Source organism: Streptomyces sp. NPDC001787 (assembly GCF_040297465.1).
Classification (GTDB): Bacteria; Actinomycetota; Actinomycetes; order Streptomycetales; family Streptomycetaceae; genus Streptomyces.
The window spans coordinates 15,672-31,390 of sequence record NZ_JBEOZE010000031.1; the positions used below are offsets into that span (position 1 = coordinate 15,672).

At 72.6% G+C, this 15,719-nt stretch carries 16 protein-coding genes and 1 pseudogene; 13 read left to right on the plus strand and 4 right to left on the minus strand.

The annotated features are described in order from the left end of the window. Nucleotides 1-8: 8 nt before the first annotated feature. The 4 genes from ABT170_RS31980 to ABT170_RS31995 form a co-directional block, all read right to left on the minus strand. Entirely contained in the window at nucleotides 9-644 is a 636-nt protein-coding gene (locus tag ABT170_RS31980) for a response regulator (protein WP_329940903.1), read from the minus strand. Further along, a complete protein-coding gene (locus ABT170_RS31985; protein ID WP_329940902.1) occupies nucleotides 644-1,789 on the minus strand; it encodes a sensor histidine kinase in 1,146 nt (381 codons plus the stop codon). Before ABT170_RS31985 ends, ABT170_RS31980 begins: the two co-directional genes overlap by 1 nt. Before the next feature lie 152 nt (nucleotides 1,790-1,941). Further along, nucleotides 1,942-2,604 carry a DedA family protein gene (locus tag ABT170_RS31990; protein ID WP_329940884.1) on the minus strand — a complete coding sequence of 221 codons (663 nt, stop codon included), beginning with the start codon at nucleotides 2,602-2,604 and terminating at the stop codon, nucleotides 1,942-1,944. 244 nt (nucleotides 2,605-2,848) lie between these two features. Next, complete coding sequence (locus ABT170_RS31995) at nucleotides 2,849-3,733, minus strand: SIS domain-containing protein (protein ID WP_351873233.1); 885 nt, start codon at nucleotides 3,731-3,733, stop codon at nucleotides 2,849-2,851. A gap of 209 nt (nucleotides 3,734-3,942) precedes the next feature. Between ABT170_RS31995 and ABT170_RS32000 the strand changes: the two genes are divergently transcribed. From ABT170_RS32000 to mmuM, 13 genes and pseudogenes are all read left to right on the plus strand, one after another. Continuing rightward, a complete protein-coding gene (locus ABT170_RS32000; protein WP_351873236.1) occupies nucleotides 3,943-4,740 on the plus strand; it encodes a DeoR/GlpR family DNA-binding transcription regulator in 798 nt (265 codons plus the stop codon). A gap of 409 nt (nucleotides 4,741-5,149) precedes the next feature. Then, complete coding sequence (locus tag ABT170_RS32005; protein ID WP_329940881.1) at nucleotides 5,150-6,193, plus strand: MBL fold metallo-hydrolase; 1,044 nt, start codon at nucleotides 5,150-5,152, stop codon at nucleotides 6,191-6,193. Between the two features lie 130 nt (nucleotides 6,194-6,323). Beyond that, nucleotides 6,324-7,907, plus strand: a complete 1,584-nt coding sequence (locus ABT170_RS32010; protein ID WP_329940880.1) for an ATP-binding protein — start codon at nucleotides 6,324-6,326, stop codon at nucleotides 7,905-7,907. Then, nucleotides 7,904-8,329: a roadblock/LC7 domain-containing protein gene (locus ABT170_RS32015; RefSeq protein WP_266924772.1), complete on the plus strand. Its 426-nt coding sequence runs from the start codon at nucleotides 7,904-7,906 to the stop codon at nucleotides 8,327-8,329. Before ABT170_RS32010 ends, ABT170_RS32015 begins: the two co-directional genes overlap by 4 nt. Continuing rightward, complete coding sequence (locus ABT170_RS32020) at nucleotides 8,326-8,679, plus strand: DUF742 domain-containing protein (RefSeq protein WP_329940879.1); 354 nt, start codon at nucleotides 8,326-8,328, stop codon at nucleotides 8,677-8,679. Before ABT170_RS32015 ends, ABT170_RS32020 begins: the two co-directional genes overlap by 4 nt. Then, nucleotides 8,657-9,259: pseudogene (locus ABT170_RS32025) on the plus strand (GTP-binding protein); the annotation flags it as partial. The gene ABT170_RS32020 and the pseudogene ABT170_RS32025, both read left to right, overlap by 23 nt. 116 nt (nucleotides 9,260-9,375) lie before the next feature. Then, nucleotides 9,376-10,629 carry a cytochrome P450 family protein gene (locus tag ABT170_RS32030; protein ID WP_351873241.1) on the plus strand — a complete coding sequence of 418 codons (1,254 nt, stop codon included), beginning with the start codon at nucleotides 9,376-9,378 and terminating at the stop codon, nucleotides 10,627-10,629. 75 nt (nucleotides 10,630-10,704) lie between these two features. Further along, the gene (locus ABT170_RS32035; RefSeq protein ID WP_329940876.1) at nucleotides 10,705-11,106 is read left to right on the plus strand and encodes a cell division protein SepF; all 402 of its coding nucleotides are present in this window, start codon (nucleotides 10,705-10,707) and stop codon (nucleotides 11,104-11,106) included. A 54-nt stretch (nucleotides 11,107-11,160) separates the two neighbouring features. Next, entirely contained in the window at nucleotides 11,161-12,471 is a 1,311-nt protein-coding gene (locus ABT170_RS32040) for an AAA family ATPase (protein ID WP_351873245.1), read from the plus strand. Continuing rightward, nucleotides 12,468-12,827 (plus strand): nucleotide pyrophosphohydrolase, encoded by a 360-nt coding sequence (locus ABT170_RS32045; RefSeq protein WP_329940874.1) that lies wholly within the window; start codon nucleotides 12,468-12,470, stop codon nucleotides 12,825-12,827. The genes ABT170_RS32040 and ABT170_RS32045 overlap by 4 nt, the downstream gene beginning before the upstream one ends. A 124-nt stretch (nucleotides 12,828-12,951) precedes the next feature. Next, nucleotides 12,952-13,467 carry a DUF6099 family protein gene (locus ABT170_RS32050; protein ID WP_329940873.1) on the plus strand — a complete coding sequence of 172 codons (516 nt, stop codon included), beginning with the start codon at nucleotides 12,952-12,954 and terminating at the stop codon, nucleotides 13,465-13,467. Between the two features lie 144 nt (nucleotides 13,468-13,611). Continuing rightward, on the plus strand, nucleotides 13,612-14,535 hold the full coding sequence (locus tag ABT170_RS32055) for an LLM class F420-dependent oxidoreductase (RefSeq protein WP_329940872.1): 924 nt from the start codon (nucleotides 13,612-13,614) through the stop codon (nucleotides 14,533-14,535). Nucleotides 14,536-14,727: 192 nt separating this feature from the next. After that, on the plus strand, nucleotides 14,728-15,645 hold the full coding sequence (mmuM, locus tag ABT170_RS32060; protein ID WP_329940871.1) for a homocysteine S-methyltransferase: 918 nt from the start codon (nucleotides 14,728-14,730) through the stop codon (nucleotides 15,643-15,645). Nucleotides 15,646-15,719 lie beyond the last annotated feature (74 nt).

The window sequence follows — 15,719 nt, forward strand, 5'->3', positions numbered from 1 at the left end:
CGGAGCCGTCAGGACTCCAGATAGCGCAGGACGGCCAGCACCCGGCGGCTGTACCCCGTGGTCTGCGACAGACCGAACTTGTCGAAGACGGCGTGCAGGTTCTTCTCGACGGCACTCAGCGAGAGGTGCAGCTGCTGGGCGATCGCCGCGTTGCTGCGCCCCTGGGCCAGCTCCTCCAGCACCGTCCTCTCCCGCGGTGTGAGCCGGGCCAGCGGGTCGCTGTGCGTCGTGAGGGCCACCAGCTGCCGTACGACCTCCGGGTCGATGACCGCTCCGCCCGCCCGGATCCGTTCCAGCGCGTCCAGGAACTCCCCGACCTGCGCGACCCGGTCCTTGAGCAGATAGCCGACCCGCTCGGCGCCCGCGGCGAGCAACTGGGCGGCGTAGGTGCGCTCCACATGCTGGGAGAGCACCAGGACACCGACCTCCGGCCAGCGCTCGCGGATCTCCAGCGCGGCCCGCAGCCCCTCGTCCGTGTGGGTCGGCGGCATCCGGATGTCGACCACGACGATGTCCGGCGTCCGGGCCTCGACCTCGCGGATCAGCGCCGTCCCGTCGCCCACGGCGGCCTGCACCTCATGGCCCTCCTCGGCGAGCAGCCGGACCAGCCCTTCCCGCAGGAGGGTCGAGTCCTCGGCGAGCATTACACGCACGGCAGCTCCGCGATGATGATGGTGGGACCCCCTGGGGGGCTGTCGATGCCGAGCCGCCCGTCGAGCGCGGCCACCCGGCTGCGCAGCCCGGTCAGCCCGCTGCCCGCCGGGTCGGCGCCGCCCCGGCCGTCGTCCTCGATCCGCACGGTCAGCAGGGACGTGTCACCCGTCAGGCTGACCCGGACCCGCCCGGCCCCCGAGTGCTTGGCGGCGTTGGTCACCGCCTCCGACACCACGAAGTACGCGGCCGTCTCGACCGGCCGGGGAAGCTCCGGGGGCAGCGCGAAGTCCATCCGCAGGGGGAGGGCGCACCGCTGGGCGACCCCGCCCAGGGCTTCCTGGAGCCCCAGGCTGTCGAGCGCCGTCGGGTAGACCCGCCAGGCGACGTCCCGCAGTTCCGTGAGGACGTCGGTGGACTCCTGGTGCGCCTGCTCCAGCAGCGCACCGGCCTGTTCGGGTGCGCGGTTGCGGCGGACCCGGCCCAGCAGCATGGCCAGCGCGACCAGCCGCTGCTGCACACCGTCGTGGAGGTCGCGCTCGATGCGGCGGCGTTCGGCGTCGACCGCCCGGAGCACGGCGGCCCGGCTGGCGGCCAGTTCGTCGATCCGCGCCTCCAGCAGCTCCTTCTCGGAGGGCCCGAAGTACTCGCGGGCCAGCCTCGCGTCCAGCGCGCCGAGCGAGGCCAGGCCCTGGAGGTCGAGGAAGAGCAGCACACCGCCGAGGAGCACCTGCGGCGCCAGCTCCCGCCAGCCCGTCGTGGAGCGGGCGACTCCGGCGGCCAGGACGACGGCCAGCACCGCGCCGACGGCCAGCAGACCGATCACCACCGTGCTCAGCAGCCCCGTGTACGTGCGGGCTGCGAGGTGGCGCAGGGCGCGCCGGTCGTCGGGCTCGCGGGCGCCCGGGGGCGGGAACCGGTCGCCGAAGAAGACGGTCCGCCGCATCCGCTCCGGCCCGGTCAGCCGCCGTGCCCCCGCACCGAGCAGGGCCAGCGCCCGGTCGCGGGTGCGGGGCCAGAGGAGGAAGGGTCCCAGCAGGGTGCCCGGCCCGGCGAAGTACAGCAGCCCGAGGAGAGAGGTGCCGCAGCCGAGGAGTACGCCCACGGCCCTGCGGGCCCACCCGGGCGGTCCCGCCACCGGGTCGCCCCGCCCGTCGTCCCGCCCGTCGCTGTCCGGCACGGAAGGCGAGGCTAGCGGCGCGGCGGGGCGGGGGCAAGATCGTCCGGCGGGCGCGGGGGCGGGGCCCTCGTCGAGAACCCGTGCGGGACGCGCGGCCGGGCGCCCGGCGGTCACGAGGTGCGGCGGTGCTGGGCGCGTCCACGGCCGCGTACCCGTGCGACCACGTAACCGGCCACGGCCAGCAGCACCACGACGAGCACCGCCTTGGACAGGACGCCGACGTACGACTCCACCAGGTCCCACTGGTCCCCGAGCACATACCCGGCCATCACCAGGACCGTGTTCCACAGCAGACTTCCGGCCGTCGTCAGCGCGACGAACGTGGGCAGCGGCATGCGCTCGACGCCCGCGGGCACGGAGACCAGGCTGCGGAAGACCGGCACCATGCGGCCCAGGAACACCGCCTTGGTGCCGTGCCGCGCGAACCACTGCTCCGTACGCACCAGGTCGGAGGCCTTCACCAGCGGCAGCTTCGCCCACCACGCGTGCATCCGCTCCCGGCCGAAGACCGTTCCGATCCCGTACAGGACGACCGCGCCGACGACCGAACCGAGCGTGGTCCAGAACAGCGCCGAGGCCACGCTCAGCACGCCCTGCGAGGCGGCGAAGCCGGTCAGCGGGAGGATGACCTCACTGGGCAGCGGCGGGAACAGGTTCTCCAGCGCGATGGCCAGACCGGCGCCGGGCCCGCCGAGGGTCTCGACGAGGCCGGCGGCCCAGCCCGCGATGCCGTCCGTGGGCTCCTGTGCGGCAGCTGACAGTACGAGGTGCATCCGGGCTCTCCAAGGGTGGCGGGAAGACAGCCGCTGGGCATCCTCCGCGGCATACCGTCAACGCTAGGAACCGCAGATCAGTGCCGGTATGAGGTCTTCCGCCGAACCACCCTGCGGTTTCCCGCACCCCCGTGGAGGGGCGGATTCCCGTGCTCCCGCGGCCCGGTGGTGTCCCGCACCCCCGCACCCCCTGCGGGGAGGGTGCGGGACATCACAGCGAACGGGGCCCGGAAGCCGCCCGGTCTCAGCCCTCGCCCAGTACCACCGAGCGCGACAGGTGCCGGGGCAGGTCCGGGTCGAGACCGCGCGCCGCGGCCCGCGCGACGGCCAGCCGCTGTACGCGTACGAGATCGGCCAGCGGGTCCAGCTCGGTCTGCACCCAGCGCGCACCCGTGGCGAGCACCTGCTCCGCCAGGCCCTCGGGGGCGGCGCCGAACATCCAGGTCGCCGTGCCGGTGGTGGCGATGCTGATCGGGCCGTGGCGGTACTCCATGGCCGGGTACGACTCGGTCCAGGAGAGCGATGCCTCCTTCATCTTCAGCGCCGCCTCATTGGCGAGACCGGCCGTCCAGCCCCGGCCGAGGAAGGAGAACTGGGTGCAGTCCACCAGCCCCTCGGGCAGCGGCTCGGCGAGCGCGGTCTCCGCGTCCCGCACCACATCGTCCGTGTGCAGCCCGAGGTGGGCGCGGAGCAGGGTGAGGACCGTGGTGGCGAAGCGGGTCTGGACGACGGACTTCTCGTCGGCGAACTCCAGGACGACGATGTCGTCGGCCGCGGCCATCACCGGGGTGTCCGGGTCGGCGGTGACGGCGACCGTACGCGTCGTGCCGCGCAGCCGGGTCAGCAGCTCCAGCACCTCGGTCGTGGTGCCCGAGCGGGTGAGCGCGACGACCCGGTCGTAGGACCGGCCGAAGGGGAACTCCGAGGCGGCGAAGGCGTCGGACTCGCCCTGGCCGGAGTTCTCGCGCAGCGAGGCGTAGGCCTGCGCCATGTAGAACGAGGTTCCGCAGCCCACGACCGCGATGCGCTCGCCGGTGGCGGGCAGGGCCGCCGCGTGGTCCCCGGCCAGTGCTGCGGCACGGCGCCAGCACTCGGGCTGGCTGGCTGTCTCGGTCTCGACATACGACACGTCTGCACTCCGCTTGGGCGTGGGCGAATGAAGCACTGGATGTTCGATTCTGCACGTTACATCTGCCGATCGAGCAAAAACAAGCAAAACCGGGTGGGTGACGAGCTGAACGGCCGGTGGCCTGTGGCACGCTTGCGCCTGTCCGGCCGGCGGTGACCGCGTTCCCGGGAAGCGCGGTGCGCACGCCGCACGGTGAAGGAGACACGCTCTTGTCCAGGGACGCCCGGTGGGACGCTTTGCTGGAACTGGTCGGCAGGAACGGCCGGGTCGACGTCGAGGACGCCGCGCTGGCGCTGGACGTCTCGGCCGCGACGATCCGCCGTGACCTGGACCAGCTCGCCGAGCAGCAGCTGCTCACCCGGACCCGGGGCGGCGCCGTCGCGCACGGCGTCTCGTACGAGCTGGCGCTGCGCTACAAGACGGGCCGTCGCGCCCCCGAGAAGCAGGCCATCGGCCGTGCCGTGTCGGAGCTGGTCGTGGTCGGCGAAGTGGTCGGCCTGACCGGCGGTACGACGGTGACCGAGGTGGCCAGGGCGCTGGCCACGCGCCCCGACATCGTCGGTGAGACAGCCGCGGCGGGCGGGCAGCCGATGCTGACCGTGGTGACCAACGCGCTCAACATCGCCAGTGAGCTGGCGATGCGGCCGCAGATCAAGATGGTCGTGACCGGCGGTGTGGCCAGGCCGCAGTCCTATGAGCTGACCGGCCCGCTGGCCGTCGGCGTGATGAACGAGATCACCCTGGACATCGCCGTGCTCGGGGTCAACGCGATCGACACCGAGCGCGGGGCGTACGTCCACCATGAGGGCGAGGCCAGTGTGAACCGGCTGCTCGCGCAGCGGGCGCAGCGTGTGGTGGTGGCGGCCGACTCCTCGAAGATCGGCAAGCGGGCCTTCGCCCGCGTCTGCGACCTCGGCCCGGTCGATGTGCTGGTCACCGACTCCGGCATCACGCCGGAGGCGAGGGCCCGGTTCGCCGAGGCGGGCGTGAGCGTGATCGCCGTCTGACGTCGGCCGCGCCGCCGTGTGGGGGCGTTTCGTGCGTCCTCCCGTCCTCGCGGCGGTGCCGCCACGTGCCGGTGCTGCGGTGCGGCCGGGTGTCGGTGCGGCCACGTGCCAGTGCGTCGGAGCGTCTGTTTTCGGCCATGCTCGGTGGGTAGTCGGCTGCTTCCGGTTTGGGTGCAGAGGGGTGGGAAGCGGTCGTACGGAGTCATGGAACCGGGCGACATTCAGTGTTTGGTCCGGAAAGTTCCCGGCATGGTGAGGGGTCGATGACCCCGGACCGTCACCGCCCGCCGTCGGCGGTGGCGTGATGGGGGGTGAATGAGGGCGGAAGAACGGCGAATTCACGCCATTGAGCCCCCTTGATGGCCGAGTTCGAACGCGTGGCCGGATCGTGGTCGGCATAATCGCGTCCATGTCGATCACGGGTGGGGACGTCGTTGATCTGGGCCGGGGCCTGTATGCCTGGCTGCCGCCGAAACGCGGCTGGGGACTGGCCAACTGCGGCCTCCTCGTGTCGCCGCGCGGCGCACTGTGGATCGACACCCCGTACGACCGCGCGCTGGCCGGACAGTTCCTGGCGGAGAGCACCGAACGGCTGCCCGACGGCGTCACCGTCGACCGGGTGATCGTCACCCACGCCAACGGGGACCACTTCTGGGGCGCGGGTGTCCTCCCGGACGCCGAGATCATCGCCACGCGCGAGGCCAGGGAACACATCCACTACGAGCCCACTCCGCAGCAGCAGCACGCCCTGGTGACGGGTGGCGATCCGGCCACCCCGCTCGGCGCGTACCTCGCCCGGCACTTCGGGCCGTTCGACTGGTCGGCGACCGAACCGGTGCGCCCCACCACGTACTTCACCGGGGAACTGGAACTGACCCTGGGGGACTACCCGGTCCGGCTGACGGCGCTGCCGCCCGCCCACACCACGGGCGACCTGATCGTGCATCTGCCCGCGCAGCGCGCCGTGTTCAGCGGTGATGTGATCTTCTCCACCACCCCGCGGCAGCCGGGCGACCACCCGGTGCACTGGGCGGGCCCGCTGAGCAATGTGATCGGGGCCTGCGAGCGGGTGCTCGCGACCGGCGCAGAGATCATCGTCCCGGGCCACGGCCCGGTGCTCGACCCGGCAGGTGTACGGGACCACATCGGCTACCTGGAGTACGTACGCGAGCGTGCCCACGCCTTCCACGCGGCGGGCGTGCCCGCCCCGGAGGCGGCCCGTCGGGTGATCGCCGAGGGCCGTCATCCCGAACTCGGGCTGCCCGAGCGGCTGTCCGTCACCATCGGGACCGAGTACCGGCACCTGGACGGCTCCGAACTGCCCGGTGTGCTCCAGGTGATGACCGGGGTGGCCGTGCTGGCCCAGGAGGTCGAGCGGGCGCGTACGGGCGGGGAGCCCGGCCGTGCAGGCACCGCGGAAGCCGTGCGCGAGCCGGCCGGCGGACCCCGGTGAGTAAGGCCCCGATGGGCACGGCTCCGATGGGCACGATCCCCGTGCTGACGGCCCCGGTGGCTACGGCCCACATGTCCACCGCCACCCGCCGCCGTCCGGTGCGCGGGCTCCGCTCGACACGAAGGACGCGGTGACCGCAGTGGGATGGATCGTGGCGCTCCTCGCCGCCGCCTGGGCCGCGACGGCGGTGGTACGGGCTCAGCAGTCGTCCCGTGACGTCTACGCGGCCACGGCCCGCGCCGAACTCGCGGAGCGGCAGGCGAAGGCCGCCGAGGCCCGCACCCTCGCCCTCACCGACGAGATACGCCAGCTCGCCGAACGGCGCATACCCGCCGCGGCGACCGCGCTGTCGCACCCCACCGCGTCCGTCCCCGGGCTGCGCGAGGCCGCCGACATCGACGGTGATGCCGCCCGTCTGCTGACCGAGGCCGTACAGGCGGCCCGAGCGGCGGTCGTCGAGGAGCGGCAACGTGTCGACGCGGCGGCGAGAGCGGCCATGCGCGGCACCTCGGCCAAGATCCAGTCGCTGCTCAACCAGTCCCAGCAACTGCTCCACGAGCTCCAGCACGAATACGACGACCCGCGCATCCTCCAGCTCGACTTCCGCAACGAACTGGCCCTGCGCCGCACCCAGGCCACCGCCGTGCTCTGCGATGCCTGGCCCGGACTCGCGCGGCAGAACTCACCCCTCGTCGAGATCGTGCTCGGCGCCCAGTCCCGGGTCGCGGGCTACGAGCGCATCCGGGTCGCCAACCATCTGCGCGAGGAGCGGCTCGCGCTCGTGGCCCGTGCCGCCGAACCCCTCGCCATCGTCCTGGCGGAGCTGCTGGCCAACGCGACGGCGTACTCGCACCCGGACACCGAGGTGCCGGTCACCGTTCAGCAGACCCCGGGACGCGGGGCCCTGGTGCTGGTCGACGACGCGGGCATCGGCATGGACGACGACGCGCTGGAGCGGGCCCGAGCGCTGCTGGCCGGGCCGTCGGAGGTGCTGCTCACCGAGTTGGGGGACCCGCCGCAGACCGGGTTCGCCGTGGTCGGCCGGCTCGTGGCGCGGTACGGCTTCAGCTGTCACATCGAGTCCTCGCCGTACGGGGGAATGCGCACCATGCTCCGCGTACCGGCCCATCTGCTCACCGTGATGGAGGACGACCGCACCCTGTCGGTGCTCGCACCGAAGCCGGTGGACGCCCGCCCGCAGCCGGCCCCGGAAGCGCGGTCGGCACCGGCACTGGCACCGAAGACGACGGAAGCAGCGGAGGCGGTGGAGGCGGTGGAGACACCGGGGGCGCCGGGAATTCCGGCGGCACCGGGTGTGCCGGCAGCGGCCGTTCCCGGACGACCGGCCGCCGACGCCGGACCGCGTACCGAGCTTCCCACCCGCCGGCGGCGCACCCGCCGCCCGGCCGCCCAGGAGCCCGCGGGCGCGGGCGGCCCGGTGGCCGAGGAGCCCGCGCCCCGCACACCGGAGCAGGCCGGGGCGTCCTGGACGGCGCTCCAGCAGGGCACGGTCAGCGGCCGCAACGCCGACGCGACCGCCACCACCGCCCAGTCCGGCGGAACCGCGGAGCCCGGCGGAACCGCCGAAGCCGCCCGGTCCGGCGAAGCCGCCGGGCCCGCCGAAGCCGCCGAGTCCGGGCCACCGGTCCCCGTATCACCCGCCCCAGCAGCATCCGCATCGCCATTGGACGATCAAGGAGACGACGAGACGTGAGCGCCCCCAACCCCACCACCGGTGACCTCGCCTGGGTGCTGACCCCGTTGCTGGAACTGCCCGGTGTCCAGCATGCGGTGGTCGCCACCGGTGACGGGCTCGTCGAAGGCGCCTCCCCGGGGCTCGACCGGGCGTCCGCCGAGCGGGTGGCCGCCATGACAGCCACCCTGCACGCCGCGGCGCGTGCCTTCACCACGGCCTTCACCGAGGCGGAGACGCCCCGGCTGGCGCAGACGGTCGTGGAGTCCGAGCTGGGCTTCGCCATCGTCGTCCCCGCGGGCAGGAACACCACCCTCGCGCTCTTCGCCGCCCCCGACGCGCACCTGGGGAACATCGCCTACCAGATGCAGGTGCAGGTCACCGCGCTGACCCGGGCGATGAACGCCCCCGCCCGCCAACCGGACGCTGCCGCCCGGCCATGACCCCCGGCCCAGGACGCCGTCTGATCCCCGCCTATCTGGTCACCGGTGGCCGCTCCGCACCCACCGGCCCCGCGCTCGACCGGCTCGCCGTGCTCGTGCGTACGGACTCGACGCTGCCCCAGGACACCGGAACCGAACACCGCAGGCTGTGCGAACTGCTGGAGCCGGGGGCACTCACCGTCGTCGAGTGCGCCGCCCACCTGGAACTCCCGGTCAGCGCCACGGTCTTCCTGGCCGCGGACCTCGCGACCGCCGGACATCTGCACACCCGACCGCCGATCCCCAGCGCCGGGGAGATCGACCGGTCGCTCGTCGAGAGGCTGCTCGTTGGACTCCGCTCCCTCCACTGACCGGACCGGCATCGGCTATCTGCCGAGTGCCGACCAGACCCTGATGAAACTCGTCGTCACGGGTCCCTTCGGCGTGGGCAAGACGACCCTGATCCGCACCCTGTCGGAGATCCCGACGCTGCACACCGAGGAGGTGATGACACAGTCCAGCACCGGGCTCGACGACACCGCGGGTCTCCCCGACAAGACCACGACGACGGTCGCCGTCGACTTCGGCCGGCTGACCGTCCCCGGTGACCTGGTGCTCTACATGTTCGGCACCCCGGGGCAGGAACGCTTCTTCCCGCTGTGGGCGGACATCGCCCGCGGTGCCCTCGGCGCCCTCGTCATGGTCGACACCCGCCGGCTGGAGGACTCGTTCGCCGTGATGGACATGGTGGAGGAACAGGGACTGGCGTACGCCGTCGCCGTCAACCGCTTCCCGGACGCCCCCGCCCACACCGACGAGGTCCTGCGCAAACACCTCGACCTGGCCCCGGAGACCCCTCTGGTGCAGTGCGACGCCCGCGAACGCCGGGGCTCCATCGGCGCGCTCATCGCCCTGGCCGAGCACGCGCTGACCTGCCTGCCGCAACCGGAATCCCACCCTCAGCAGCAGCCCGCCCCCCGGCCGGGGACCCAGCCCCAGCCCCCGCTCCAGTCCCGTCCCCAACCTCCGTCCCAGTCCCGTCCCCAACCCCTTCCCCGGGATTCGTCATGACGCTCTCCCCGCCCGACCCCGAGCACGACTCGCCGCACCGGCCGCTCGCGCTGTACGGTCCCGACTTCGCCGCCGATCCGCACGGCCACTACCGGCTCCTGCGCGCACAGGGGCCGCTCGCCCGCGTCAGGATCGCACCCGGTATCGACGCGATGCTCGTCACGGACTACCAGGCGGCCGTCGACCTCGTGCGCGACACCGACACCTTCACCAAGGATCCGCGCGCCTGGCAGGCGACCGTACCGGCGGACTCGCCCGTCCTCCCCGTGCTCGGCCACCGGCCCACCGCCCTCTTCAGCGACGGGGCCGTGCACACCCGCTACCGCGACACCATCAACGACAGCATCGCCCTGATCGAACCGCACATTCTCCGGGCCGAGGTCACCCGGGTCGCGCAGCAGCTCATCGGCGAGTTCTCGGCGACGGGCAGCGGCGACCTCGTCGCGCAGTACGCGCGCCGGCTGCCGCTGCACGTCTTCACCACCTGGTTCGGTGTGCCGCCCGAGGACGGCGAACGCATCGTGAACGGCGTCGGCGGCATGATGAACTCCGCCGCGGACGCCGCGGCGGCGTACGCGGATCTCGTCCGTGTCGTCACCGAGCTGGTGGCCGCCCGTCGCGCCCGCCCCGGCCGTGACCTCACCTCGTACCTGCTCGCACACCCGGCCGGGCTCGACAACGACGAGACAGTGCGTCAGATCACACTCATCATGAGCGCGGGACACGATCCCACGACCAATCTGATCTCCAACGCACTGCTCCACATGCTCACCGACGCGCGCTACTCCGGTTCGCTGCACGGTGGTGCGATGACCGCCCACGAGGCGATCGACGAAGTCCTCTGGCAAGACCCTCCGCTGGCCAATCTGGGTGCCCACTACCCTCGTCGCGACACGGAGTTCCATGGCGTCGCGCTGCGCGCCGGACAGCTGGTCCTGGTGTCGTTCGCCGCCGCCAACACCCAGTCCCCGCCCGCGCTTTCGGACCCCGGGGCGGGTTCCGGGTCCAGTGCGCACCTGGCCTGGTCGACCGGGCCGCACCGGTGCCCGGCGAAGCAGCCGGCACTGCTCATCGCGATGACCGCGATCGAGCAGCTGACCAGTCAGCTCTGCGATCTCGAACTCGCCACGGAGCCGTCGCGGCTGATGTGGCGGCCCGGCCCCTTCCACCGCGCGCTCGTGCACCTGCCGGTCCGTTTCACTCCGCTCGATCCGGGTCTTGGCCGTGTCGGTGGTACGCCGAACGGGTGAGGGGCGAGAGGATTGCCCGATGAACATTGAGCGCAGCCGGCGCAAACCCAACAGGCGCACGGACGGGGTGGCCCTGTGAGCAGGTACGACAGGTACGACAGGTACGACGCCACCGACGAACAGTGGGAGGGTCTCGCCCAGGTCGTACCGCTGCGGGGCCGCAACGAGTGGCCGTCCCGGGTCGACCACCGCGCGGTCCCGGACGAGCGCGCCGAACAGCGGCGTCTCGTGGTGCTGCGGGTGCAGGTCTTCGCGGACGCACGCGAGGTCGCCGAGTATCTGGTCGCGCAGGTTCCGGTGCTGCTCGACCTGACGGCGGCGGAGACGGATGTGGCCAAACGCATCCTGGACTTCAGCAGCGGCGTCGTCTTCGGACTGGGCAGCGGCATGCACCGCGTCGACAAGAACGTCTTCCTGCTGGCGCCGGTCGGCATGGAAGTCGAAGGAGTCACGCCCGCGGGACTCCCTCAATCGTAGGAAGGTCTCCGGGTAAAACGGTTCGGCTGCGGCGGGCGTGCATACGGTCCGCACATGACAGCCATCACCTCGCCGCCCCACCCGGACGCTTCGCTCCCGGCCCCCGGAGGCACCGCTCGTCCCTCCGGTCCCACTGGCCGCACTCGCCCCACGGGTCGCTCCCGCCGTGCCGGATCTGCGGGTCCTGTCGGTCCTGTCGGCCCTGTTGGTTCCGCCGGTCCTTCCGGTCCCGCCGGTCCCGTCCGTCATGTCCGCCCGGCGGTCACCGAGTTACGGCTCGCCGCCTTCGCCTCGCTCCGCCGCACGGTCCTTCCCCTCGGGCCGATGACGCTCGTCACCGGCGGGGCGGGCACCGGCAAGACGACCGCGCTGCGGGCGTACGGGGCGCTGGCGCGGCTGGGGGCCGGTGCTCCGCTCGACGAGGTCTTCCCGGACCCGGTCGCCTGTGTGCCCGAACGGGCGGGCACCGACGCCCAGGGCAGGCGCGGGTTCCGGCTCGGCTGCACGGTGGACGGCCCGGCCGGCCCGGTCCGGCTGGAGGTGGCGGTGCAGGCGGAGCCGACCCTCCGCATCGTCGGGGAACGGCTGACCGGAGGAGGCGAGACCCTGCTGGCCACCGCGCTGCGCGATCCGCGGCGCCCGACGGTCCAGGCCGCCTGGCACACGGCGGGGCTGGTTCCGGTGACCCGGGCCCCGCTGCCGGACGACCGGCTGGCGACGGCGCTGCTGCCGCTGCGGGTCGCGGGCACCACCCCGGGGCAGTTGCGGGTGCTGGCCGCCGCCGAGCAGGTGGTGGTGGCGCTGCGGTCGGCCTTCGTCTGCGATCCGCAGCCGCAGCTGATGCGGGCGCCGGTACCGGCCGGTCCGGGGCGCCTGCGGTCGGACTGCGCCAATCTCGCCGAGGTGCTGGCACGGACGCACACCCGGTGCGGTCAGCGGCACGCCAGGGTGGTCACCGCCGCCGACGCCGGGTGCGCCGGACCGGTGACGGGGCTGGGCGCGGAACGGCTCGGGAGCGGGGCGGTACGGGCCTGGGTGGGACGCGAGGCGGGCCGCCGGACGCCCCTGGGCCGGCTCGGCGACGGTGAACTGAGGTATCTGGCCCACACGCTCGTCCTGCTGGCCGGCCCGCAGGCGCTGGCGGTGGACGCTCCGGCGGAGGTGCCGCCCGCGATGCGGGTGCTCACCGTGCTGGCCGACGGGCTGGACCGGAGTCTGGGCGGGAGACAGCTTCGGGAGCTGCTGGCGCTGGCGTCCTCGGTCTGCGGGGACGGGCACATCCGGCTGGTGGGGACGGTCACGGACCTGTCCGCGGCAGGCGCCCGCGGGACAGCGGGAGTGACAGTGGTAGACCTGGGACCGTGACAGAACTCGATGTGGCAGAACTTCAGCGGCGACTGGCGGCGTTCGCGGCGGCCCGGGACTGGGAGCAGTACCACTCCCCGAAGAATCTCGCCGCCGCCCTGAGCGTGGAGGCGTCCGAACTGCTGGAGATCTTCCAGTGGCTGACGCCCGAACAGTCGGCGCGGGTGATGGAGGAGCCGGGATCGGCGCATCGGGTGGCGGACGAGGTCGCCGATGTACTCGCGTATCTGCTTCAGTTCTGCGAGGTGCTGGGCATCGATGCGCTGGCGGCGCTGGCGGCCAAGATGGACCGGAATGAGAAGCGGTTCCCGGTTCCTGACTCTTCGGAACCCTCAAATTGTCACTCTTCGGAGTGATCCACTTATTAACAGTCGACTTTGTGTCCACAGATTTCCGAATTCCTCTGGCCTTTCGGTGCCGTCCACCTCACTGTGGGTAATGGATGGGGTGAGCGGGTTTTCGTACGGACGGGGGAGTGGCATGGAAGCGGAGCGACTCATCGAGATCGGTCGTCGTGCTCTGGCGGAGAGCCGGGGCGCGCTGAGCATCATGGCGGAGGCCTGGCAGGCCCAGGCCCTGGCGCGGACGGTCGGCGGCAGGCTGGCCCAGGGCGGCCCGCTGGAGTTACGGAGCGAGGCGCGGGGCCTCAGCGAGATCGGCGGGAGCGGGGTCTCGGCGCTGGACCACCCGATGGTGCTCGCCGGAGGGACACGGGCCTCGCAGCTGTCCGAAGTCACCGATGTGCGACGGACGCTGGCAGGACTGGCCCTGCTGCTGGGCGAGTCGGGGATCGCGCTGGTGGGTGTTGCCTGCGACACCGGGGAGGACGGGCTCTACTGGCAGTGCATCGAGGCCATAGACGCCACGGACGAGTCGATGGACCGGGTGCACGGAATGCTGAGACGGCTGGCGGAGAAGGAGCGGGAGAGGGGGCGGGAGCGTGATGGCCCCTACGGAGTGCTCCATGGCCCGGCGGGATCGGCGGCGGGTCCATGAGGGGAGCGGCGCGACGGGTGGGCCATGAGCCGCCGGACGGTGCTGGGGCGGTGATGGGCCCGGGGCGGTGACCGGACGCCGGGTGCACGGGGCGGGGCCGGGTGAGGGGAGGAAGACCGGCGCCCGAAGGGGCAGGATGGATGTATGGATCTTCGAATCTTCACCGAGCCCCAGCAAGGGGCGAGCTACGACACTCTGCTCACCGTCGCCAAGGCCGCCGAGGACCTCGGCTTCGACGCCTTCTACCGCTCGGACCACTATCTCCGCATGGGCTCCGGAGACGGACTGCCCGGCCCGACCGACGCATGGATCACCTTGGCGGGACTGGCGCGCGAGACCAAGCGGATCCGCCTCGGCACCCTGATGACGGCGGGCACCTTCCGACTGCCCGGAGTGCTGGCCATCCAGGTCGCCCAGGTGGACCAGATGTCCGGCGGCCGGGTCGAACTGGGCCTGGGAGCAGGCTGGTTCGAGGAGGAGCACAAGGCGTACGGCATTCCGTTCCCGAAGGAGAAGTTCGGCCGGCTGGAGGAACAGCTGGCGATCGTCACCGGCCTGTGGGCGACGGAGACCGGCAAGACGTTCAGCTATGACGGCACGTACTACCAGCTCACGGACTCGCCCGCGCTGCCCAAACCGGCACAGGCCAAGGTGCCGGTCCTGATCGGGGGGCACGGCGCGACCCGTACCCCGCGACTGGCCGCGCAGTACGCGGACGAGTTCAACATCCCGTTCGCCTCGATCGAGGACAGCGAGAAGCAGTTCGGGCGGGTCAGGGAAGCGGCGCGAACGGCGGGCCGCCGGCCGGAGGACCTGGTGTACTCCAACGCGCTGGTGGTGTGTGCGGGCAGGGACGACGCGGAAGTGGCGCGACGCGCGTCCGCCATCGGGCGTGATGTGGACGAGCTCAAGGCCAACGGGCTGGCGGGCTCGCCCGCCGAAGTGGTGGACAAGATCGGCCGGTTCGCCGGGATCGGGTCCTCCCGCATCTACCTCCAGGTATTGGATCTGGACGACCTGGACCATCTGGAACTGATCTCTTCACAGATTCAGTCCCAGCTGACCTGACCTGACCTGACCTGACCTGACCTGACCTGACCTGACTGCGCGAACTGGCCTGACCTGACTGCGCGACCGGCCCGGCGTGCCCGACCGGCCCGGCGTGCGCGACCGGCCCGGCGTGCCCGACCGGCCGGCCTGTCCGACCGGCCCGACCCGGACCGCGGAGAAGCCGGCCCCGGAGAAGAGGGAGTGGTATCTGTGCGGTCCGTCCGTACGCTCGCGGCTGCGCTCGACGCGGGGCCCGTCCTGCTCGACGGCGGGCTCTCCAACCAACTGGAGGCGCAGGGGTGCGATCTGTCCGACGCGCTGTGGTCGGCGAGGCTGCTGGCCGACGCGCCCGAGCAGATCGAGGCCGCGCACCTGGCGTATGTGCGGGCGGGCGCGCAGGTGCTCATCACCGCGAGCTATCAGGCGACGTTCGAGGGTTTCGAGCGGTACGGGATCGGACGGGCCCGCGCCGAGGAGCTGCTGGCCCGCAGTGTGGACCTGGCCGGGTCGGCCGCCGACGCGGCACGGCGGGAGAGCCCGGGACGGGAGGTCTGGATCGCCGCGTCGGTCGGGCCCTACGGGGCGATGGCGGCGGACGGCAGCGAGTACCGGGGGCGGTACGGGCTCTCCGTGCGGGAGCTGGAAGCCTTCCACCGCCCCCGGGTGGCCGTGCTGGCCGCCGCCGGCCCCGATGCGCTGGCCCTGGAGACGGTGCCCGACATGGACGAGGCCGAGGCGCTGCTCCGGGTGACCGGGGAGTACGGGCTTCCGGTGTGGCTCTCGTACAGCGTCCTCGGGGACCGGACCCGGGCCGGGCAGCCGCTGCGGGAGGCCTTCGCGCTCGCCGCCGGGCAGGACCATGTGATGGCCGTCGGGGTCAACTGCTGCGATCCGGCGGACGCGGACCGGGCGGTCGGGCTCGCGGCGGAGGTGACCGGCAAGCCGGCCGTCGTCTATCCGAACAGCGGGGAGCGGTGGGACGCCGGGGGCCGGGGATGGACCGGGGCGAGCACCTTCGACCCGGAGCGGGTGCGGCTGTGGACCAGGGCGGGGGCCCGACTGGTCGGCGGCTGCTGCCGGGTGGGACCGGCGCGCATCGCGGAGCTGGCCGGCCAACTGGGGCGATGACATGTCCTCCGGCGCCGAGTGCGGGTTCCGCGGTGGCGAACGGCCCTGCTGCCGCGGCGAAAATGCCTGGTCGG